The organism is Leptothrix mechoopdaensis (SeqCode), from assembly GCF_053893855.1.
In genome coordinates this window covers 3,895,065-3,916,148 of the sequence record NZ_CM132699.1, presented here as the reverse complement: position 1 = coordinate 3,916,148, position 21,084 = coordinate 3,895,065, and the positions used below count along the sequence as shown (strand labels likewise).

Sequence of the window (21,084 nt, the reverse complement as noted above, 5' to 3'; positions counted from 1 at the left end):
CGGTGGATCCCCCCTGACCCGGCAGGCCGATGGCGGGGGGCTGGCGTGTAAGCTGGTCGACCGCCTTTCCCGGCTGTCCCACGACCTGTCCCGACCTGAGCCGGCCCGCCCGGCGACTGGAGTCCACGATGCCCGCACTGCGTTCCGATGTCGATCCCGATGGCCTGCTCGAATACTCCGTCGTCTACACCGACAGGGCCCTGAACCACATGTCGGCGCGCTTCCAGAAGGTGCTGACCGACATCACCGCGACGCTCAAGGAGGTCTACGCCGCCCGCGCCGTCGCGGTCGTGCCCGGCAGCGGCACCTACGGCATGGAAGCGGTGGCGCGCCAGTTCGCGACCGGCCAGCACGTGCTGGTGATCCGCAACGGCTGGTTCAGCTTCCGCTGGACCCAGATCCTGGAGCAGGGCGCCATCGCGAAGTCGACGACCGTGCTGAAGGCGCGTCGCACCGGCGAAGGCCCGAAGGCGCCGTTCGCGCCGGCCCCGATCGACGAGGTGGTCGCGCGCATCGCCGCCGAACGCCCGGCGGTGGTGTTCGCGCCGCACGTCGAGACCTCCGCCGGGATGATCCTGCCCGACGACTACCTGCGCGCCGTCGCCGACGCCACGCACGCGGCGGGTGGCCTGTTCGTGCTGGACTGCATCGCCTCGGGCACCGTCTGGGTCGACATGGCCGCCACCGGTGTCGACGTGCTGATCAGCGCGCCGCAGAAGGGCTGGAGCGGCCCGCCGTGCTGCGGCCTGGTGATGCTGTCCGAGCGTGCCCGCGCGGCCATCGAGACGACTACCAGCACCAGCTTCGCCTGCGACCTGCGCAAGTGGCTGTCGATCGCCGAGACCTACGAGAGCGGCGCCGTCGCCTACCACGCGACCATGCCGACCGATGCGCTGGCGGTGCTGCGCGACGTGATGGTCGAGACCCGCGCGATCGGCTTCGCCAAGCTGAAGGAGGCGCAGATCGAGCTCGGCCGCCGGGCCCGCGCGCTGCTGGCCTCCAAGGGCTTCCCGAGCGTCGCGGCCGACGGCTTTGGCGCGCCCGGCGTGATCGTCAGCTACACCGACGACGCGCAGATCCAGAGCGGCGCCAAGCTCAAGGCCCAGGGCCTGCAGATCGCCGCCGGCGTGCCGCTGCAGTGCGACGAGGGCGCCGACTTCCGCACCTTCCGCATCGGCCTGTTCGGGCTGGACAAGCTCGCCGATGTCCCGGCCGCGGTCGACCGGCTGGATCGTGCACTGAGCCACATCGTCTGACGCCGTTCAGTCGCGTCGCATCACCGGTGCTTGCGATGGCCGGTCGCTGTGACAGACTGGCCGGATGTCCGAAACCGAAGCGTATGCGCTGAGCGGCCTGCGCGCCGTCCACCTGCTGAAGGACCTGCCCGAGCCGGTCCTGGCCGAGGTCGCGCAGGCCTGCCGGTTCCGGCTCTACCGCGCCCGCCAGGGCGTGATCTCGCGCGACGACCACGACCGCGACTGTTACTTCATCCTGTCGGGCCGGGTCCGCGTGGTCGCGCTGTCGCCGAGCGGGCGCGAGGTCAGCTTCCGCGACGCCGGGGCCGGCGAGACCATCGGCGAGATGGCCGCGATCGACGGCGCGCCGCGGTCGGCCACCGTCGTCGCGCTGCAGGACACGCTGCTGGCGCGGCTGAGTCCCGCCGACCTGCTGCGGCTGCTGCAGCGCCACTGGGTCATCACCGAACGCCTGCTGGGCCATCTGGCCGGCATCGCCCGCCGGCTGACCGACCGGGTCTACGAACTCAGCACGCTCAACGTCCAGCAGCGCCTGTGCGCCGAGCTGCTGCGGCTGGCGCTGGCCGACGCGGCGATCAACGACCACGGCGCCGACAACCGCATCGTGCTGCGCCCGGCGCCGAGCCACAGCGAGCTGGCCGCGCGCATCAGCAGCTACCGCGAGCAGGTCACCCGCGAGCTGGCCGACCTCGGCCGCGCCGGGCTGGTCGGCCGCGAGGAAGGTGCGCTGGTGATCGAGGACCTGTCGCGGCTGGCCGAGCGCATCGAGGCGGTGCGCACCGCCGCCTGAGCCGCTCCGGCGGCGCCTTCCGGCGGCATCGTCCTGATACCTCCGGCCTGTGCGTTTGCGCACTGCGCCGCCCGGAGGGTGATTCCTAGACTCGACCGTCGATGTCGTTGGCGCGGACTGCCCGCGTGACGCGGCATCGACGCGCAAGGGAGTCACCACGATGGAAATCGATGTCTTGAGCCGACCGGCCGTCATGGCCGATGTCGTGCAGGCCGCCCGCCGCATGCTGGGCGCCTGGGACCGGGCCGTGACCCGGCCGATCGCCACCGCAGAGACCCAGCCGGTTGCCGGCGAACGCCCGGCCGCCGACCCGACCAGGGTCCTGCCCTTCGAACAGCCGCTGCCGGCCGCCGCACCGTGGGTGCAGCTGCCGCAGCTGACGGTCCACATGCTGGACGGCCTGCAGCTGCGCATCGGCGATCAGCGTGTGCTGGACCTGCCGCACGGCAAGGCCCGCTCGCTGCTGCGCGTGCTGCTGCTGCAGCGTCGCCGGCCGATGTCGCGCCAGCGCCTGTGCAGCCTGCTGTGGCCCGAGGCCGATCCGGCCGGCGCGCGCAACAGCCTGCACGTGACGCTGCACCGGCTGCGCCGGGCGGTCGGCGACGCCGGCCTGATCCGCCACGGCGACGAGGGCTACCAGATCGTCGCGCCGGGCGATGTCTGGCTCGACGCCGAGCAGTTCGTGCTGCATGCCGAGGTCGGCGCGCTGGAGGACCTGCGCGGCAACCTCGACACCGCCATCACCGAGTACGAGGCCGCCATCGCGCTGTACCGCAGCGACCTGCTCGACGACGGCGAACACGAGCCCGCGCTGGCCTGCGACGACCAGGCGCTGCGCGACCGCTTCAACCAGGTGCTCGAACGGCTGGCCCGGCTGCGTGAATCACGCGACGACCTGCACGGCTGCCTGCGTGTGTCGCTGCGCCATCTGGCGATCGACCCGTGCAACGAGCAGGCCCACCGCCGCCTGATGCGCTGCTACGCGCGGCTGGGCCAGGTCCAGCTGGCCGAGCGCCAGTTCCGCGCCTGCGTCGACACGCTGCGCCGCCAGCTCGGCGTCGCACCGCAGGCCGAGACCGTCGAGCTGCACCGCCGCATCGGCCAGGGCAGCGTCGCCTGACCGACGCGAACCGGGTCCGTCACCGACGGCCTGCCTTCCGCAAGGGGGCAGGCCGTTCGCGTTTCATCTGCGGATGACAACAGAAAGCCCCCGGCACCTGACGGTGCCGGGGGCTCGGGGCTCCCTCGGGGGCGTTTCGGCCGGTTCAGACCATCACGCTCTGGAACAGCTCGATCACGCGATGGCTCGACAGCATCGACGTGGCCAGGTGCACGTTCGACGCCGACTTCAGGTGGCAGGTCACGAACAGCTCGTAGGTGCCGACGGCCAGGGTGTTGGCCGGGAACTGCACCTGCACCGTGCGCATGCCGGGGCCGCCGGCGAAGGCCGACGTGACGATCGCCGGCACCGACGCACCGCCGTCCACCGGCTTGAGCGTGGCCTTCAGGTGCCAGGTGGCGCCGGCCAGGTCCAGGAAGAAGTCGGTCCACGGGCTGGTGCCGGTCTGGTCCCAGCGCATCGTGACCTCGATCGCGTGGTTGATGTCGACGATCAGCTCGTTCTTGGCGACCGGCGCCAGGTCGGCGACCGCGGCGGTGACGTTGCTCAGCGCCATGCCGGGGATGTTGGTCTCGAATTCGACGGGGTTGAGGCTGACAGACATGATCTCTCTCCTGATTGCGGTTGGATGACGGTGGCGGATGCCGGGTCGGCGGTCCGGACCGGTTCGGGTCCGGTGCCGTCGACAGATCCAATGTAGGAATCGCCTCTTGCGCGGCCGCATGGCCGGGACGTGCTGCGGCGTGATGGCCGATGCGGTGCGGGAGGTGGTGCCGGACGTGGTTCAGGGCGCATGTCGGGCGCATGACGGGCGGCGACAGCGGCCTCCCTACAATTCCGGATTCCCTCGAACGAGCCCGTCCGCCGGGCCCCGCGCCATGTCCCAAGCCTCCTCCCTCAGCGCCCTGACCGCCCTGTCTCCCCTCGATGGCCGCTACGCCGGCAAGCTCGGCGCGCTGCGTCCGCTGCTGAGCGAATACGGCCTGATGCACCGCCGCGTGCAGGTCGAGGTGGCGTGGTTCATCGCGCTGTCGGATGCCGGTTTCGCCGAGTTCGCGCCGCTGTCGGCCGCCGCCCGCAGCCACCTGAACACGCTGGTCGAGCAGTTCAGCGAAGCCGATGCGCAGGCCATCAAGGACATCGAGCGCACCACCAACCACGACGTCAAGGCGGTCGAGTACTGGCTCAAGTCGAAGTTCGCCGACCTGCCCGAGCTGGTCGCCGCCGGCGAGTTCGTCCACTTCGCCTGCACCAGCGAGGACATCAACAACACCAGCCACGCGCTGATGCTCAAGGCCGCCCGCGAGACCGTGCTGCTGCCGACGCTGGACCGCATCGTCGCCAAGCTGACGGCGCTGGCACACGACTTCGCCGCCGTGCCGATGCTCAGCCGCACGCACGGCCAGACCGCCAGCCCGACGACGGTGGGCAAGGAGATCGCCAACGTCGTCGCCCGCCTGCAGCACGCCCGCGGCCGCATCGCCGGCGTGGCCCTGCTGGCCAAGATGAACGGCGCGGTCGGCAACTACAACGCCCACCTGAGCGCCTACCCCGCGCACGACTGGGAGGCCTTCAGCCGCCAGGTCGTCGAAGGCGCGCTGGGCCTGAGCTTCAACCCGTACACGATCCAGATCGAGCCGCACGACTACATGGCAGAGCTGTTCGACGCGGTCACGCGCGCCAACACCATCCTGGTCGACTGGAGCCGCGACGTCTGGGGCTACATCAGCCTGGGCTACTTCAAGCAGAAGACCAAGGAAGGCGAGGTCGGCTCGTCGACCATGCCGCACAAGGTCAACCCGATCGACTTCGAGAACGCCGAGGGCAACTTCGGCCTGTCCAGCGCGCTGCTGACCCATCTGGCGCAGAAGCTGCCGATCAGCCGCTGGCAACGCGACCTGACCGACTCGACCGTGCTGCGCAACATGGGCGTCGCGCTGGGCTACGCGCAGCTGGGCTACGACAGCCTGCTGCGCGGCCTGGACAAGCTCCAGCTCAACGAGGCCGCGCTGGCCGACGACCTCGACGGCGCCTGGGAAGTGCTGGCCGAGCCGATCCAGACCGTCATGCGCCGCTACGGCCTGCCGCAGCCCTACGAACAGCTCAAGGCCTTCACCCGCGGCCAGCCGATGACGCGCGCGCTGATGCAGGGCTTCATCGCCAACCTCGCGCTGCCGCAGTCCGAAAAGGACCGCCTGCTCGCCATGACCCCCGCCAGCTACACCGGCGCGGCGGCCGAGCTGGCGCGGCGGATCGGCTGAGCACCCTGATGACCTCCCCTCTGTTCCTGACTCGCGTCGTTCTGCGGAACTACCGCAGCATCGGGCAATGTGATGTCCGACTTGGCGCGCTCACGTATCTGGTGGGAGCCAACGGGTCCGGAAAGAGCAATTTCATCGATGCCATGCATCTCGTTCGCGATGCCTTGACGGGCTCGCTGGAGGTGGCACTCAACGAGCGCGGCGGCTGGGCAGAGGTACGGCGGCATTCGCGTGGTCATCCCCGGCACTTCGGGATCCGGCTGGAGTTCACCCTGCGCGATGGTCGATCGGGTCACTACGCCTTCAACATCGGCGCATTGGCCGATGGTGGCTTCGAGGTGGCCTCCGAGGAATGCTCGATCGGCGGCAAGGGGAACGGTCCTCATTTCAAGGTCGAACGCGGTCGCATGGTGGCCAGCAGCGAAGGTGTCTTTCCAGCCTTGACACCGGATCGTCTGGCCCTGGTCACCGCTTCGGGCTTCCAGGCCTTTCGCCCGGCGTTCGATGCGCTGGTTGGCATGGGGTTCTACAACCTCAACCCGAAGGTGATGCGCGAGTTGCAGAAGCCCCAGGATGGTCGTCTGCTGAAGCCGGTCGGAGAGAACATCGCCAGCGTGATCGCTCACCTGCAGCGCCATGCACCGGCGTCGCTCGAATACATCGAGCAATACCTGCAAATGGTGGTGCCGGCCATCGAAGGCGTCGAACGCAAGTCGATGGGCCCGCTGGAGACCCTGGAGTTCAAGCAGAGGATTGCCGGGTCAGAACATCCTTGGGGCTTCTCTGCACAGGCCATGTCAGACGGCACCTTGCGTGCCCTTGGCGTCCTGACAGCCCTGTTCCAGGGCAACCCTGATCACGCACCGTCCCTGGTCGGCATCGAGGAACCCGAGACCGCCCTGCATCCGGCGGCCAGCCGCGCACTTCGAGACGCCCTGCAACGCGCTTCCCTGCGCACGCAGGTGATCGTCACCAGTCACAGCCCGGACCTGCTGGATGACCCGGACCTGCCGGCAGAGTCCATCCGGGCCGTGCTGTCTCAAGACGGCGAGACCCGGATCGGCGGCATCGACGAGGGCTCGCGCAAGACCATGCGCGAGCACCTCTTCACGGCCGGCGAGTTGCTGAGGCTGGGACAGCTGTCGGTCGACGCGGCGGAGTTGTCGGCACCGCAGGTCCAGATCAGCCTGTTCGGAGATCTTGGGCCGTGATCACCCGGGTGTGTCCGATCGTGGAAGGCGACGGTGAGGTCCTGGCGCTGCCCGTGCTCCTTCGCCGCATCGCGCGCCAGTTCACGCCGCACTGCGCGATGGATGTCCTTCGACCGATCCGCGTGCATCGCATGACACTCTTGAATCGCCCGGACGAGTTCGAGCGATACCTTCGGTTGGCAGCCAACTATTGCGGATCGGATGACTTGATCCTGATCCTGCTGGATGCCGACGATGACTGCCCCGTCACCCTCGCCGCCAGTCTGCGCTCTCAGGCCGAGCGCGTCCTGCCACACAGGCGGGTCGCGGTCGTGCTGGCCAATCGGGAGTTCGAGGCATGGTTCATCGCGGCAGCGGATTCACTGGTCGAGGTCATTGGCTTGTCGCTGTTGCCGGACGACCAGAAGGTGCCATCGGATTCACCGCGCGATGCCAAGGGCTGGTTGGGCAAGCGCATGGGGCCGCGTCGATACCACCCGATCAGTGATCAGGCCACGTTTGCCCGCCACATCGATCTGCAGATGGCTCGAGAGCGCAGCCGCTCATTCCGAAAGCTTTGCGACGACTGGGAGCGCCATACGCTCGCGCTGGCGTCCGCAGCGACGATCAACCGACCCACCACGGATACGCCACCATGAACTTCCTCGACCAGCTCGCCCGCGCCGAACGGCTGCATGACTCGCTGCTGTGCGTCGGACTCGATCCGGAGCCGGCGAAGTTTCCCGGTGCGTGGAAGGGTGATGCCTCGCGCATCTACGACTTCTGCGCCCGCATCGTCGACGCGACCAAGGACCTGGTGATCGCGTTCAAGCCGCAGATCGCCTACTTCGCGGCGCAGCGGGCAGAGGACCAGCTCGAACGGCTGATGGCGCACATCAAGCGCGTCGCGCCGGACGTGCCGGTGATCCTCGACGCCAAGCGCGGCGACATCGGCAGCACCGCCGAGCAGTACGCCCGCGAGGCCTACGAGCGTTACCAGGCCGATGCGGTGACGCTGTCGCCGTTCATGGGCTTCGACTCGATCGAGCCCTACCTGCGCTACCCGGACAAGGGCGCGATCCTGCTGTGCCGCACCTCCAACCCGGGCGGCAACGACTGGCAGATGCAGCACCTGGCCGACCTGCCCGGCCAGCCGCGCCTGTACGAGCACCTGGCCGCACTGGCGCAGTCGGAATGGAACCGCAACGGCCAGATCGGCCTGGTCGTCGGGGCCACCTACCCGGCCGAGATCGCCCGCGTGCGCGAGCTCGCCCCGACGCTGCCGCTGCTGATCCCCGGCGTGGGTGCGCAGGGCGGCGATGCCGTGGCCACCGTGCAGGCCGGGCTGCTGCGCGATGCGGCCGGCGCCATCACCGGCCCGATCGTGGTCAACAGCTCGCGCGCCATCCTCTACGCCAGCAACGGCGACGATTTCGCCGAGGCGGCCCGCCGCGTCGCGCTGGCGACCCGGGCAACGCTGAACGCGGCGCGGCGCTGATCCGGCACTGCTGATCCGGCACCGCGGCCGGTTCAGGCCCGCAGCGCCTGCCGCAGCCAGGCGTCGAGCTGCGGCGCGCTCATCGCGCCACTCTGGCGCGCGACCTCGCGCCCACCGGCGAACAGCACCAGCGTCGGGATCGAGCGGATGCCCAGTCGGGCCGACGTCTGAGGGTTCTCGTCGCTGTCGAGCTTGGCGAACAGCACCTGTCCCTGCCACGCCTTCGCGGCCTGGGCGAAATGCGGCGCCATCGTCCGGCAGGGGCCGCACCAGGGCGCCCAGATGTCGATCAGCACCGGCAGCTCGGTGCGGCCGAGCACCGCGTCGATGCGGGCATCCGTCAGCACCACCGGCTCGGCCGGCAGCAGGGCCTGGCCGCAGCGGCCGCAGGTCGGGTCTTCGGCCCGGCGTTCGGGCGGGACGCGGTTGGTGGCGCCGCAATGGGCGCAGGCGATGTGCATGTGGTTCTCCGGTCGACGCCTGCCATGTGGGCGTCGCAGGCCGGGCTTCAAGGGCGCGCCCGGAATGCGTGCCGGCGGCCCGGTGGCCGACTCCTAGAATTTGGCGATGACCTCTGCCCGCCCCGAACCTGCCGTCGCGCTCGCCGCGCCCGCCCAGCCCCTGAGCGGACCGGCCCGTGCCCGCCGCGCCTGGCGTCTCGTGGTCGTGCTGCTGCTGGGCTTCGCCTCCGGCCTGCCGCTGGCGCTGACCGGGCAGGCGCTGCAGGCCTGGCTGAGCCTGGACGGCGTCGACGTCGCGACCATCGGCTTCCTCAGCCTGGTCGGCCTGCCCTACACCTTCAAGTTCCTGTGGGCGCCGCTGATGGACCGCTTCGAGGTCCCCGGCCTGGGCCGGCGGCGCGGCTGGCTGGTGCTGACACAGCTGCTGCTGGCGGCCGCCCTGCTGGCGCTGTCGGTGACCTCGCCGCGCGATGCCCTGCAGGCCTTCGCGCTGCTGGCGGTCACCGTGGCCTTCCTGTCGGCCTCGCAGGACGTCGTCATCGACGCCTACCGCACGGACCTGCTGCCGGCCTCCGAGCGCGGCCTGGGCTCGTCGCTGTCGGTGCTGGGCTACCGGCTGGCGATGATCCTGTCGGGCGGCATCGCGCTGATCTGGACCGATCCGGCCAACATCGCCGCCGCCACCGCCGCCGGTGGCAAGGTCTGGAGCTGGCCGGTGGTCTACCGGCTGATGGCCGCGATCATGGTCGGCGCGGCCGTGCTGTCGGCGCTGGTCCTGCCGCGCCTGCCGGCGATCACGACGCCGCGCAGCGAGGCCCGCCACGACCTGGTCGGTTTCCTGGCGGTGGTCGCTGCCGTGGCGCTGGGTTACGTCGTCACGCAGCAGGCCTTCGTGCCGGCGCTGCAGGCGCTGCTCGGGCCGCTGTTCGACGGCTCGTCGCTGGCCCCGGCGCTGCGCCAGCGCTGGATCGACCTGGTCGCGCTGCTGGCCGGCATCGCCTTCACGCTGCCGCTGTCGGCCTGGGCGGCGCGGCGGGCCCGTTTCGAGACCCTGCTGGGTGGCCTGGGCAACTACTTCAGCCAGCCCGGCGCCTGGGCCTTCCTCGGCTTCATCGTGCTCTACAAGCTCGGCGACGCCTTCGCCGGCTCGCTGATGACGCCCTTCCTGCTCAAGGCGATGGCCTACGGCTCGGCCGAGGTCGGCGTCGTCAACAAGGTGCTGGGCCTGTGGCTGACCATCGGCGGCGCGCTGATCGGCGGCGCGCTGATGCTGCGGCTGGGCCTGTGGCGCTCGCTGATGGTGTTCGGCGTGCTGCAGATGGTCAGCAACCTCGGCTTCTGGTGGCTGGCCGTGGCCGGCAAGGGCAGCCTGCCGGGCCTGACCGTGCCGGCCTTCGACTGGGGCTTCCTGCAGCTGGCGCAGGCCACGCCGGTCGACGGTGCGCTGCTGCTGGTGATCGCCGGCGAGAACCTGTCCGGCGGCATGGGCACGGCCGCCTTCGTCGCCTTCCTGATGAGCCTGACCAGCCAGCGCTTCACGGCCACGCAATACGCCATGCTCAGCGCCTTCGCGGCGGTCGGGCGGGTCTGGGTCGGCCCGCTGGCCGGCGTGCTGGCCGAGTCGATCGGCTGGCCCGGTTTCTTCGTGCTGTCCACGGTCGCCGCGCTGCCCGCGTTGTGGTTGCTGTGGACGATGCGCGTCACCGTCCAGGCGCTGGAAGTCGACCCGACCGCAGCGCTGGCGGATGACTGATCAACGCCTTCCCCCGTTCTCCCAACCGCGAGCCGTGACCCCATGAGCCGAGACTTCGTCACCGACGCCACCCTCGAGACCCCCGTCCACCTGCACCGCAGCGGTTGCGGCTGCGCCTGGCACGCGCCGACCTCGCGCCGGCTGTTCACCGGCCTCGTCGCGGGGGCTGGCGCGCTGGCCGCGCTGCCGTCCTGGGCCCGCGAGGGCGTCGAGGTCGGCGGCACCTCCAAGTTCGCCAAGCTGGTGCCGGCCGCCCAGGTCGAGCAGGCCGCCCAGCAGAACTACGCCGCGCTGCAGAAGGAAGCCGCCGGCAAGGGCGCGCTGGCGCCCGACAACCACCCGCAGGTGATCCGGCTGCGCGCCATCGCCGAGCAGCTCAAGCCCCATACCTACGAATGGAATCCGCGCGCGCGGACCTGGAAGTGGGAGGTCAACCTGATCGGCAGCCAGGAGCTCAACGCCTTCTGCATGCCCGGCGGCAAGATCGCCTTCTACGTCGGCATCCTGCAGAAGCTCCAGCTCAGCGACGACGAGGTCGCGATGATCATGGGCCACGAGATGGCCCACGCGCTGCGCGAACACGCCCGCGAGCGCATGGGCAAGACGACGGCCACGCAGGGCCTGATCGGCCTGGGCTCGGCCCTGCTGGGCCTGGGTGACGTCGGTCGCAGCCTGGCCGACATGGGCGGCCAGCTGCTGACGCTGCGCTTCAGCCGCGAGGACGAGTCCGAGGCCGACCTGGTCGGCATGGAGCTCGCGGCCCGTGGTGGTTACGACCCGCAGGCCGGCGTGACGCTCTGGCAGAAGATGGCGCAGGCCGCCAAGGGCGCGCCGCCGCAGTTCCTGTCGACCCACCCGAGCAGCACGACCCGCATCCAGGAGATCGAGGCCAACCTCGACAAGGTCACCGGCCTCTACGAACGCGCGCCCAAGCCCGCCCGCCGCTTCACGCCGCCGCCGGTGGCCTGAGGCCTGAAGCCCCAGGCCGCTGCGGCTCAGTCGCGGCCGGCCGGCTTGGCGCAGTCGCGCTCACGCAGCAGGCAGCGCAGGCCGTTCGCGTCGGTGTCCAGCCGGTGCAGCACGCGGGCCGCGGCGGCGGTGTCCGGGTAGTCCGCGAACAGGCCGTCGACGCCGTGGGCGTAGAAGGCCATGTACTCCTTGGCCGGCAGACCGCCCTCATCGGCCGACAGGCGACGCTGCTCGTTGCGGAAGGTGTACGGATGCACCACCAGGCCGCGTGCATGGGCGTTGGCGACCACGTCGGTGCCGGGCAGGCGATGGCGGTCGGCCTCGTTGACCTTGCCGTCGCCGTTGATGTCGGCGCAGACGCCGTTGACCAGCGTGCAGGCGGTCGGCAGCAGGTAGTACTTCCACGGGCCGATGCCGTCGGCGTAGGTCTTCACCTCGTCCAGGCCGGCGGGGGTCAGCACGTCCTTGAACAGCCCGGTGCGGCCTTCGACGGTCCAGTCGTAGGGGCGGTTGAACGGCGCGGTGAAGTCCAGCGAGCCGTCCGGGTTCTGGTCGTTGGCATCGACCAGCTGCACCAGCTTCACGCGCGTCTTGCTGTGCAGGTACTTCAGGTTCGCGGTCTCGAAGCTCTGGATGTAGACCGGCGCGTCGCGGTGGTTCCAGCCGGCCTTCTCCAGCGTCGCGAGCAGGCGGTCTTCCAGCGGCAGGCCGATCTGCTGGTGATAGGTCGGGTGCTTGGTCTCGGGATAGATGCCGATCTGGCGGCCCTTGGTCTCCGACTTGCGCTTGACCAGCGCGATGATCTCGTCGAGCGTGGGGATCTCGAACTCGCCGTCGAAGCGGTGGTCGCGTTCGGGCACGGCCTGCACCGCGCGCAGCGTCTTGATCTCGGCGAGCGTGAAGTCGCTGGCGAAGTAGCCCTGCTCCTCGATGCCGTCGACGATGGCCTTGCGCAGGCGGTCGCGGAACTGCGGCAGCTTCGAGACGTTGGTCGTCGCGATCATGTTGGGCTCGTGGCGCGCGATCAGGTGGCCGTCGCGGGTGGCGACCAGGTCCGGCTCGACGAAGTCGGCGCCCAGCTCGATGGCCAGCGCATACGAGGCCAGCGTGTGCTCGGGCAGGTAGCCGGTGGCACCGCGGTGGCCGATCACGATCGGGGTGGCCGGGGCCTTGTGCGCTTCGGGCGCACGCGCACCCTGTTCGTCACGGGCCAGGGCCGGCGTGGCGATGGCGCCGGCCAGCGTGGTGGCCACGGCCAGCGCCAGGGCGGCGCGGGTGTACAGGGGGGTCGGACGGGTGGAACGGGTCATGGAGGCTCCTCCTTGCAGGAGCCCGGAAGTTAGGGCGTACCCGTGACGGGCCGGTGACGTGCCCGTGAAATGCGCTCCGGCCTATCGCCTACCGCCCGTGCCCGACCAGCACGTTCACCACGTTGACCCCCATCTGCGCCGCCGCGTAGCCGCCTTCCATCGTGTAGACGGTGGGCAGGCCGAGCGCGCCGAGGGCCTCGCCGATGCGCAGGTAGTCGTCGCTGCGCAGCCGGAAGCGCGAGATCGGGTCGCCTTCCCAGGTGTCGACGCCCAGCGGCACGACCAGCGCGTCGGGTGCGTGGGCGCGCACTGCCGCCAGGGCGGTCTGCAGCGCGGCGTGCCAGGTCTCCCAGCCGGTGCCGGCCGGCAGCGGCAGGTTGAGGTTGAAGCCCAGCCCGTCGCCGTGGCCGCGTTCATCGGCGTGGCCGAGGTAGAACGGGTATTCGGTGCGTGGATCGCCGTGCAGCGAGACCGTCAGCACGTCGGCGCGCCGCTCGAAGATCGTCTGCGTGCCGTTGCCGTGGTGGTAGTCGATGTCCAGCACGGCAATCCGCGCGGCGCCCGCGTCGCGCAAGGTCTGCGCGGCCAGCGCGGCGTTGTTCAGGAAGCAGTAGCCGCCGAAGAATCCGGGCCCGGCGTGGTGACCGGGCGGGCGCGTCAGCGCGAGTGCGGCGGCGCTCTCGCCCGAGGCCACGGCGCGGGCCGCATCCATCGCGCAGGCCGCGCCGGCACGGGCCGCCGCCCAGCTGCCGGCGGTGATCGGCGTGCCGGCGTCGAAGCCGTACAGGCCCACCTTGGCCGAGAAGTTCAGCGGCTGCACGTCGCGCCGCAGGCCCTGGTTCGGCCAGACCGACGGCAGGATGTCCAGCGCCGCATGGGCCGGATCGAGCGCGAGCCACTCGTCCCAGGCACCGGCCAGGAAGGCCAGGTAGTCGGCGTCGTGGATGCGTGCCAGGCGGGCGTCGTCAGCCGCGTCGTCAGCGCCTTCGTGGCCTGCCAGCGGCGTGCGCAGCGCGCCGACCGGGCGCCGCGCGAGTTCGGCCATGACCTGGTCGAAGCGCTCGGGCGTCTCGTGGCACGGCACCAGCCGGCCGCGGAACATCTCGTGGCGACCGGCATGGCCGGCCTGCAGGGGGTTGTGGACGATCAGCATGGCGGTTCTTCCGGTCGGGAGCCGGGTTCGGTTGGGCGGTCGGATGCGGACCCTACACTGCGCGCCCTTCCCGCCGCCAGCCCGTATCCCGAACCCGTCATGAGCATCGCCGAGATCCGCGCCGCGATCGAGCAGGAGCTGGCCGCGACGCCCGAGTTCTACGACTTCCGGGTCGAGTCGGCGCAGCGCGAGGGCACGCTCTGGCGCGTCACGCTGCAGGCCGGCCAGGCCTGGGCCGGCGGCAAACCGATGCCGCAGCTGATGCTCGACGACAGCTTCGACGGCGCCACCGCCTGGTGGGGCGGCCCGCCCAAGGGCCAGGCCGCCGTGCTGGCCATCGTGGCCGAGGACGATCAGCTGATCCTGTCGGACGCGACCGCGCCGCCGCCCGCGCTGGATGGCCTGATCCGCCTCTACCCGCCGCGTTTCCTGCAGCCGCTGGCGCAGGCCTGGGCCGACGACGGCTGGGCCGCGCGGGCATGGGCCTGCCGGGCCGGGCTGGCCGCGCCGGCGCGCCAGCCGGGGGCGCCGCTGGTCGATGACGTCTACGGCTGGCTGCGCCCGGCCCAGCGCCGCGCCTTCGCGCTGCTGCGGCATGGCGACTGCTTCCTGTGGGGTCCGCCCGGCAGCGGCAAGACGACCACCCTGGGTGTGCTGCTGGCCGAGCTGCTGCAGCAGCGCCCGCAGGCCCGCGTGCTGCTGCTGTCGACCACCAACACCGCCGTTGACCAGGCCGTGATCGCGCTCGACAAGGCGCTCGCGCAGAAGCGCCGCGAGGCCTTGCGCGCCAGCGTCCGGCGCCTGGGCAACCGCTTTGCCGCCAGCACCTACGAGGGCCGCGAACACCTTCTCGCGGTGCGCGACCCGGCGCTGGTGGCGCAGCTCGCCCGCGCCGAGGCCGCCCGCCCGCGCAGCACCGACCTGGCCGCGATCGAGGCCTGGCAGGCCCGCGTCGACGGCCTGCGCCGGCAGCTGCGCAGCGCCTCGCTGGCGGAGCTGCGCAGCGCCCGGCTGGTGGCGATGACGACCAGCCGCGCCAGCTACACGCTGAAGACGCTGCGCGAGCTGGGCGACGGCGATCCGGCAGTCGATGCGGGTGCACCGCCGTTCGACCTGATCGTGTTCGACGAGGCCAGCCAGGTCAGCCTGGCGCAGGCGCTCGCGCTCGCGCCGCTGGGCCGCGCGCGGCTCTACGCCGGTGACCCGCAGCAGCTCGCGCCGGTGCGGCGCAGCGACTCGCGCGAGGCCAAGGTCTGGCTCGGTCGTTCGCCCTTCGGCGAGATGCCGCGCGACCGCGCCGTGCTGGCCGACCCGCTCGGCCCGGTCGCGCTGCTGGACGAGCAGTCGCGCATGGCCGCGCCGATCGGCGAGCTGGTCAGCGCGCTGTTCTACGACGGCCTGCTGCGTGTCGCCGACGACACCCGCGAGCAGCCCGCGTGGCACCAGCGCCGGGCCCGCAGCCTCGATGGCATCGGGCCGGAAGCCCATGTCCACGTCGAGGCCGTCGATGCCTGCGGCGGCTGGTCGGCGACCCATCGCGGCCCCGTTCGGCAGGCCTCGGCCCAGGCCATCGCCGACCGGCTGGGGCGCGCGCTCGAAGCCGGCGAAGCCGAGCCGCACGAGATCGTCGTGCTGACGCCCTTCCGGGCCCAGCGCGCGCTGATCCGCGCCGCCCTGCAGGCTCACGAGCTGAGCCACCTGACCGGCGCGGTGCGTGTCAGCACGGTCCACAAGGCGCAGGGCAGCGAGGCGCCGTTCGTGCTGTTCGACCCGGTCGACGGCCGCCAGCCCTTCCTGCAGACCGAGGACGCGCGCCGCCTCGTCAACGTGGCGCTGAGCCGCGCCCAGGCCAAGGTGATCGTCTACCTCGCCGACGGCGACGCGCAGGCCAACCCGGTGCTCGGCCAGATCGTCCAGCGGCTGCGCCTGGCCGGCGACACGCGGCCGGTGACGCCGATCGAGTCGGCCGCCCGCGAACCCGGCTTCCCGCGCTCGGCCGTGGGCTTGCGCGTGCGCATCGGCCGCCACGTCGGCGAGGTCGCCCGCATCAGCCCCGACGGCAGCGAGCTGTGGCTGCACAACGAGGCCAGCGGGCAGGCGCAGTGTTTCGATGTGGGGTTCCTGAGGCGCAAGGCCGCCTCAGGCTGACGCGGCCGCCTGCATCACCCGCAGCACCAGCGGGTGGTGCAGGCCGCGGCGCGAGCGGATCGCGTGGATTTCCTCGCGCACGCCGGTGCATTCGCCCAGGTGGCGCAGGCCGCGCATCAGCGACAGGTCGTCCGCGCCCATGCGGCTGACCGGGAAGACGCCCAGCCCGCGCGCGGCGAACACGGCCATCAGCGCGCTGTCCTCGAACTCGCCGACCACCTGGGGGCGCAGGCCCTGTTCGTCGAACCAGCGTTCCAGCGTCGCGCGCAGCGGCGAGTGGTGGGTCGGCAGCAGCACCGGCAAGTCGTCGAGGCAATCGGGGAAGCGGTCGACGCTGGCCTTGCGCACCAGCGTGGCGGGGCCGTGCCAGTCGACCGGCGAGCCGAGCAGGCGATCGCTGCTCAGGCGCAGGTTGGGGTTGTGCGGGGCCGGCTGGCCGGCCAGCACCAGGTCGAGCTGGTGCATCGCCAGCTCGGCCAGCAGCTGCTCGGTCTCGCCCTCGTGGCAGACCAGCCGCAGCGAAGGCGTGTCCAGCACCGGTGCGAGCAGGGCATGCGCGGCCAGCTTGCTGATGCCGTCCGACAGCCCGACGGCCAGCCGCAGCACCGGTCCGCTGGCGGCCTGCCGGACCTCGTCGTGCAGCGTCTGGCCGAGCCGGAAGATCTCCTCGGCCCGGGCCAGCGCCGCCTGACCGGCCTCGGTCAGCACGATCGACCGGCCGGACGACTTGATCAGCTGGTGACCGAGCGACTGTTCCAGCGCCTTGACCTGGGCGCTGATGGTCTGCACCGCCATGTCCAGCCGCTCGGCGGCGCGGGCGAAGCCGCCTTCCCTCGCAACGACCCAGAAGTAGTGCAGGTGGCGGTAGTTCAGGCTGGACATGGGGTGAGGCTCCGGGTGCGGGAAAAACGCAGTCCGGCCGATTCTGGCGATGGTCAGGCCGCAGTGCCGCCCGCACCGGCCGAGACCCTGCCGTGGCTCAGGGCTGGGCGCGTCGGCCGGCGCGTCCGTGCGGTTGACGCGACGGGCGCTGCACCGACTGGTGGCCGTTGACCGCGTGCCGCGCTGCCAACGGGTCCGGGCGCGGCTCGAACATCGCGCGGTGCAGGCCCCAGTGCGCCACCGCCGCGTTCAGCAGCAGCGCCTCGCCATCGCTGATCCAGGCGTCGGACTCGATCACGTCGCGGCACAGGTCCAGCACGGTGCGGCGCAGCACCGGATCGTCGACATCGGCCATCAGCCGGGCGACGGTCATGTCGTCGATCGACAAGGTGTCCAGGCTGTCGGCCAGCGCGGGGTCGGGCAGCAGGTCCTCGCAGAGCTGCTCCAGCACGAGGTAGAAGTCGGCGCGCGACATCTTCAGCCGCGTCGGCAGGTCGATCGATTCCAGCACGTCGATCTCGGGCCGGGTCAGGTCTCCGTCGGCCAGCATGGCCAGGCAGACGATCCGGGCGGCGGCTTCGGGGCTGTTGGTCGGGTAGGCACGCATGGCAGGACTCCGTTGGGGTCGTTGGAAGAGCCGCCAAGGTAGCCGGGCCGTCGCGCTGGAGCCAGCAGGCAGGGCCGCAGCAGGGCTTCGTCTTTTCCTGCTCGTGGACCGGCCCGGTGTCCCCATGCGTCAGGTTCGGAAAAACCGAAGTGAAGGTGCGAGACGGGCTGGTTCGTCCATCGGCTGGAAGTCCGCAAGATCGGCCCCATCGACGACTCCCGGATCCATCATGGACCTCATTCTTCCTTTCCTGCAGACCGACCTGCTCGGCAAGCCCGCGTGGCTGTGGCTCGTGTTCATCGGCATCGTGACCGCGCTGCTGGCCTTCGACCTGGGCGTGCTCCACAAGGATGACGACCACGAGATCGGCGTGCGCGAGAGCCTGCTGCTGTCGGCCGGCTACATCAGCGTGGCGCTGCTGTTCGGTGCCGGCGTCTGGGTGGTGCTCGGTCAGCAGAGCGGCATCGAGTACCTGACCGGCTTCATGATCGAGAAGTCGCTGTCGATGGACAACGTCTTCGTGATCGCGCTGATCTTCGGCTTCTTCGCGATCCCGCGTCAGTACCAGCACCGCGTGCTGTTCTGGGGCATCCTGGGCGTGATCGTGCTGCGCGCGATCATGATCGGCCTGGGTGCCACGCTGGTGCGCGAGTTCAGCTGGATCCTCTACGTGTTCGGCGCCTTCCTGGTCATCACCGGCATCAAGATGTGGTGGATGGCCGATCACCAGCCCGACATCGCCAACAACCCGCTGCTGCGCTTCCTGCGTCGCCACCTGCGTGTCACCGACGGCCTGCGTGGCAAGGCCTTCGTCGTGACCGAGCCGGACGCCGCCACCGGCAAGCCGGTGCGCTGGGCCACGCCGCTTCTGCTGGCGCTGATCATCATCGAGTGTGTCGACCTGGTCTTCGCGGTCGACTCGGTGCCGGCGATCTTCGCGATCACGACCGATCCGTTCATCGTCTACACCAGCAACATCTTCGCGATCCTGGGCCTGCGTGCGCTGTACTTCGCGCTGGCCGCGATGATCCACCGCTTCACCTACCTGAAGTACGCCCTGGCGCTGGTGCTGGTGTTCATCGGCTCGAAGATCTTCCTGGTCGGCTTCATCGGCAAGATCCCCGCCCCGATCTCGCTGGGCGTGACCTTCGGCCTGATCGCCGGTGGCGTGCTGGTCTCGCTTTGGAAGACCCGCGGCCAGGCCGCCGAAGCGCCCGCGCAGCCGCCCCAGGCGCACAAGCCGGAGGCCCTGCCGCAGAACTGACCGCCGGGCTAGAGTGGCGCCCATGTGCAACCTCTACCAGATGGTCCCGAAAGAGGACATCGAGCGCCACTTCCGTGCCCTGGTCGGCGAGGGCTACCGCGCTGGCGCGGTCGGACCCTACGGCCAGGGCGCCTTCCTGACGGTGCGCGACGGCAGCCTGGCGCTGACCGACGCGCAGTGGGGCCTGATCGCCCCGAAGGCCAGCAGCCGCCGGCCGGCCTCGCGGGCGGTGCTGACCAACAACGCGCGGGCCGAGTCGGTGGCCGAGAAGTGGACCTACCGCGACGCCTGGCGACGCGGCCAGCGCTGCCTGATCCCCGCCAGCTGGTACCAGGAGCCGAACTGGGAGACCGGCCGCAACATCTGGTGGCAGCTGCGCCGGGCCGATGGCGCACCGTGGGCGCTGGCGGGGCTGTGGTCCGAATGGACCGACCCGGCCAGCGGCGAGATCGTCGCCAGCTACACGATGCTGACCTGCAACTGCGACGGCCACCCGCTGCTCGGCCGGCTGCACAAGCCCGATCCGGCCCTGCCGCCGGAGGCCCAGGACAAGCGCGCGGTGGTCGCGCTCGAACCGCACGAGTGGGACGCCTGGCTGCACGGCGACGAGGCCGACGCCCGGGCGCTGATCCGGCCCGCGCCGACGGCGGTCTTCGACCTGTCCGTGACTCGCGCGACCGATGCGGCGCTGGCCCAGCGGCGACCCGGCGCGGACATCCAGGGCTCGCTGCTCTGACGGCGGCTTGATGGCGGGCCTGGCTTGACCCGGGTCAAGTCCGGATCTGCGGTGCACAAAACGGGTGCTTATTCAGCGATCGATACGGTTTGGGGTTCCTAGCATGGCTTGGACTTGGCGGGACTGCCGCCAAGCCTGATGGCGTCCGCACAGGACCGACGCACCCCGCCATGGAGCCGCTCTTGACCCGTCACCGTTCCCGCCGCCCGTCTTTCCCCGCTTCCCTGGCGGTCCTGGCCACACTGGCCGTTCTCGCCGGCTGCGCCCAGCTGCCCGCTCCATCGCCGATCGGCGAGGCGGACCACCAGGCCCGCATCGCCGCCGACAAGGCCGCCATCGTCCGCGACGTCGAGCCGGTCGGCGCTCGTCTCGGCCTGGACGAGGCCATCGCGCGGGCCCTCAAGCACAACCTCGACCGCCGCGCCCGCCAGCTCGAACAGGCCATGGCGCTGCAGCAGTACGACGCCAGCGGCTACGACACGCTGCCGCGTCTGGTCGCGGCGGCCGGCTATTCGGCGCGCGACAGCGACCGCCTCTCGCGCAGCGTCAACGCCGTGACCGGCCAGCCGCTGGGCGCCGATCCGTCGGTGTCGCAGTCGCGCCAGCACACGCTGCTGCAGATGGACCTGACCTGGAACCTGCTGGACTACGGTCTGGCGCGCTACAGCACCGAGCAGGCCGCCGACCGTGTCATGGCCGCTGCCGAACGCCGCCGCAAGGCCACCCATCTGCTGGTGCAGGACGTGCGCGTCGCCTACTGGCGTGCCGCCAGCGCCCAGCGCCTGCGCGGCGAGGTGCGCGAGGCGCTGCAGCTGGCCGACGAGGCGATGGTCGATGCGCGCCGTGCCGAGGACGAGAAGCTGCGCGCGCCGCTGGACTCGCTGCGCTACCAGCGCCAGCTGACCGAGAACATGCGCCTGCTCGAATCGATCGAGCAGGAACTGGTGACCGCCCGCTACGAGCTGGCCGGCCTGATCAACATCCCGGTGATGGCCGAGGTCAGGCTCGATGCCGACGCCACCCTGGCCGGCCAGGACCTGCTGGCCCAGCCGGTCGAGGCGATGGAGGAACAGGCGCTGGCGCAGAACGCCGACCTGCGCGAGCAGGCCTACCAGCGCCGCATCGCGGTGACCGAGGTCCGCAAGGTCGTTGCGCGCGCCTGGCCCAACCTCAGCTTCAGCCTGGGCGCCCGCTACGACACCGACAGCTACCTGGTCCACAAGAGCTGGAACGAGGCCGGCATGCAGGCGTCCTACAACCTGTTCAACCTCCTGAGCCGGCCGGCCCAGGAGCGGGCCGCACAGGCCGGCGTCGCGCTGGCCGACCAGCGCCGGCTGGCCGCCCATGTCGCGGTGATCACGCAGGTGCATGTCGCCCGCGCGCAGCTGGCCGGCGCCGCCCAGCAGTTCCGCCGCGCCGATGCGCTGTGGGAGCTGGACGCGAAGATCATGGACCAGCTGCTCAAGCGCGAACAGGCGCAGGCCGGCTCGAAGCTCGAACGCGTCGCGGCCCAGACCACCAGCATCGTCAGCCTGCTGCGCCGCTACCAGGCGCTGGCCCAGCTGCATGCGGCGACCAGCCGCCTGCAGGCCACGCTCGGCATCGATCCGCTGCCCGACAGCAGCGACGACCTGAGCCTCGACCAGATCCGCGAGCAGGTGCGCAGCCGCCTGCTGGCCAGCTGAG

The 21,084-nt window shown here is 71.0% G+C and carries 19 protein-coding genes; 13 read left to right on the top strand and 6 right to left on the bottom strand.

What is annotated here, in order from left to right:
• Positions 1 to 128: 128 nt before the first annotated feature.
• The 3 genes from ACWA7K_RS16945 (at position 129) to ACWA7K_RS16935 (ending at position 3,166) form a co-directional block, all read left to right on the top strand.
• Entirely contained in the window at positions 129 to 1,256 is a 1,128-nt protein-coding gene (locus tag ACWA7K_RS16945) for an alanine--glyoxylate aminotransferase family protein (protein ID WP_456162575.1), read from the top strand.
• 64 nt (positions 1,257 to 1,320) lie between these two features.
• Positions 1,321 to 2,046, top strand: a complete 726-nt coding sequence (locus ACWA7K_RS16940) for a Crp/Fnr family transcriptional regulator (protein ID WP_456162574.1) — start codon at positions 1,321 to 1,323, stop codon at positions 2,044 to 2,046.
• 160 nt (positions 2,047 to 2,206) lie between these two features.
• Positions 2,207 to 3,166 (top strand): AfsR/SARP family transcriptional regulator, encoded by a 960-nt coding sequence (locus tag ACWA7K_RS16935; RefSeq protein WP_456162573.1) that lies wholly within the window; start codon positions 2,207 to 2,209, stop codon positions 3,164 to 3,166.
• Between the two features lie 145 nt (positions 3,167 to 3,311).
• On the opposite strand, the gene ACWA7K_RS16930 is transcribed toward ACWA7K_RS16935, so the two are convergent.
• The gene (locus ACWA7K_RS16930) at positions 3,312 to 3,770 is read right to left on the bottom strand and encodes a hypothetical protein (RefSeq protein ID WP_456162572.1); all 459 of its coding nucleotides are present in this window, start codon (positions 3,768 to 3,770) and stop codon (positions 3,312 to 3,314) included.
• A 274-nt stretch (positions 3,771 to 4,044) separates the two neighbouring features.
• Here ACWA7K_RS16930 and purB point away from each other — a divergent pair, with 274 nt between their 5' ends.
• The 4 genes from purB to pyrF are packed head-to-tail and all read left to right on the top strand — an operon-like array spanning position 4,045 to position 8,115.
• On the top strand, positions 4,045 to 5,427 hold the full coding sequence (gene purB, locus ACWA7K_RS16925) for an adenylosuccinate lyase (RefSeq protein WP_456162571.1): 1,383 nt from the start codon (positions 4,045 to 4,047) through the stop codon (positions 5,425 to 5,427).
• A gap of 8 nt (positions 5,428 to 5,435) precedes the next feature.
• Entirely contained in the window at positions 5,436 to 6,638 is a 1,203-nt protein-coding gene (locus ACWA7K_RS16920) for an AAA family ATPase (protein ID WP_456210204.1), read from the top strand.
• Complete coding sequence (locus ACWA7K_RS16915) at positions 6,635 to 7,276, top strand: DUF4276 family protein (RefSeq protein ID WP_456162569.1); 642 nt, start codon at positions 6,635 to 6,637, stop codon at positions 7,274 to 7,276. Before ACWA7K_RS16920 ends, ACWA7K_RS16915 begins: the two co-directional genes overlap by 4 nt.
• Complete coding sequence (gene pyrF, locus ACWA7K_RS16910; RefSeq protein ID WP_456162568.1) at positions 7,273 to 8,115, top strand: orotidine-5'-phosphate decarboxylase; 843 nt, start codon at positions 7,273 to 7,275, stop codon at positions 8,113 to 8,115. The genes ACWA7K_RS16915 and pyrF overlap by 4 nt, the downstream gene beginning before the upstream one ends.
• 32 nt (positions 8,116 to 8,147) lie before the next feature.
• Here pyrF and trxC read toward each other — a convergent pair whose 3' ends face one another.
• Positions 8,148 to 8,576 carry a thioredoxin TrxC gene (trxC, locus tag ACWA7K_RS16905; protein WP_456162567.1) on the bottom strand — a complete coding sequence of 143 codons (429 nt, stop codon included), beginning with the start codon at positions 8,574 to 8,576 and terminating at the stop codon, positions 8,148 to 8,150.
• 106 nt (positions 8,577 to 8,682) lie between these two features.
• Here trxC and ACWA7K_RS16900 point away from each other — a divergent pair, with 106 nt between their 5' ends.
• Positions 8,683 to 10,329 carry an AmpG family muropeptide MFS transporter gene (locus ACWA7K_RS16900; RefSeq protein WP_456162566.1) on the top strand — a complete coding sequence of 549 codons (1,647 nt, stop codon included), beginning with the start codon at positions 8,683 to 8,685 and terminating at the stop codon, positions 10,327 to 10,329.
• Positions 10,330 to 10,371: 42 nt separating this feature from the next.
• Positions 10,372 to 11,298: a M48 family metallopeptidase gene (locus ACWA7K_RS16895; protein ID WP_456162565.1), complete on the top strand. Its 927-nt coding sequence runs from the start codon at positions 10,372 to 10,374 to the stop codon at positions 11,296 to 11,298.
• A 26-nt stretch (positions 11,299 to 11,324) separates the two neighbouring features.
• Here the strand turns inward: ACWA7K_RS16895 and ACWA7K_RS16890 are convergent, their stop codons facing one another.
• Positions 11,325 to 12,608, bottom strand: coding sequence for a glycerophosphodiester phosphodiesterase (locus ACWA7K_RS16890; RefSeq protein ID WP_456162564.1), 1,284 nt, complete (start codon positions 12,606 to 12,608; stop codon positions 11,325 to 11,327).
• Between the two features lie 88 nt (positions 12,609 to 12,696).
• Positions 12,697 to 13,761 carry a histone deacetylase family protein gene (locus ACWA7K_RS16885; RefSeq protein WP_456162563.1) on the bottom strand — a complete coding sequence of 355 codons (1,065 nt, stop codon included), beginning with the start codon at positions 13,759 to 13,761 and terminating at the stop codon, positions 12,697 to 12,699.
• Between the two features lie 99 nt (positions 13,762 to 13,860).
• Between ACWA7K_RS16885 and ACWA7K_RS16880 the strand changes: the two genes are divergently transcribed.
• On the top strand, positions 13,861 to 15,909 hold the full coding sequence (locus ACWA7K_RS16880) for a DEAD/DEAH box helicase (protein WP_456162562.1): 2,049 nt from the start codon (positions 13,861 to 13,863) through the stop codon (positions 15,907 to 15,909).
• Here the strand turns inward: ACWA7K_RS16880 and ACWA7K_RS16875 are convergent.
• Both ACWA7K_RS16875 and ACWA7K_RS16870 read right to left on the bottom strand, forming a co-directional pair.
• The gene (locus tag ACWA7K_RS16875) at positions 15,901 to 16,791 is read right to left on the bottom strand and encodes a LysR family transcriptional regulator (RefSeq protein WP_456162561.1); all 891 of its coding nucleotides are present in this window, start codon (positions 16,789 to 16,791) and stop codon (positions 15,901 to 15,903) included. The genes ACWA7K_RS16880 and ACWA7K_RS16875 overlap by 9 nt on opposite strands.
• Positions 16,792 to 16,888: 97 nt before the next feature.
• Positions 16,889 to 17,398 (bottom strand): TerB family tellurite resistance protein, encoded by a 510-nt coding sequence (locus ACWA7K_RS16870; RefSeq protein ID WP_456162560.1) that lies wholly within the window; start codon positions 17,396 to 17,398, stop codon positions 16,889 to 16,891.
• Between the two features lie 229 nt (positions 17,399 to 17,627).
• On the opposite strand from ACWA7K_RS16870, the gene ACWA7K_RS16865 reads away from it, so the two are divergent.
• The 3 genes from ACWA7K_RS16865 (at position 17,628) to ACWA7K_RS16855 (ending at position 21,083) form a co-directional block, all read left to right on the top strand.
• On the top strand, positions 17,628 to 18,662 hold the full coding sequence (locus ACWA7K_RS16865) for a TerC family protein (RefSeq protein WP_456162559.1): 1,035 nt from the start codon (positions 17,628 to 17,630) through the stop codon (positions 18,660 to 18,662).
• Between the two features lie 22 nt (positions 18,663 to 18,684).
• Complete coding sequence (locus ACWA7K_RS16860; RefSeq protein ID WP_456162558.1) at positions 18,685 to 19,398, top strand: SOS response-associated peptidase; 714 nt, start codon at positions 18,685 to 18,687, stop codon at positions 19,396 to 19,398.
• A gap of 182 nt (positions 19,399 to 19,580) precedes the next feature.
• The gene (locus ACWA7K_RS16855; protein WP_456162557.1) at positions 19,581 to 21,083 is read left to right on the top strand and encodes a TolC family protein; all 1,503 of its coding nucleotides are present in this window, start codon (positions 19,581 to 19,583) and stop codon (positions 21,081 to 21,083) included.
• Position 21,084: the final 1 nt, after the last annotated feature.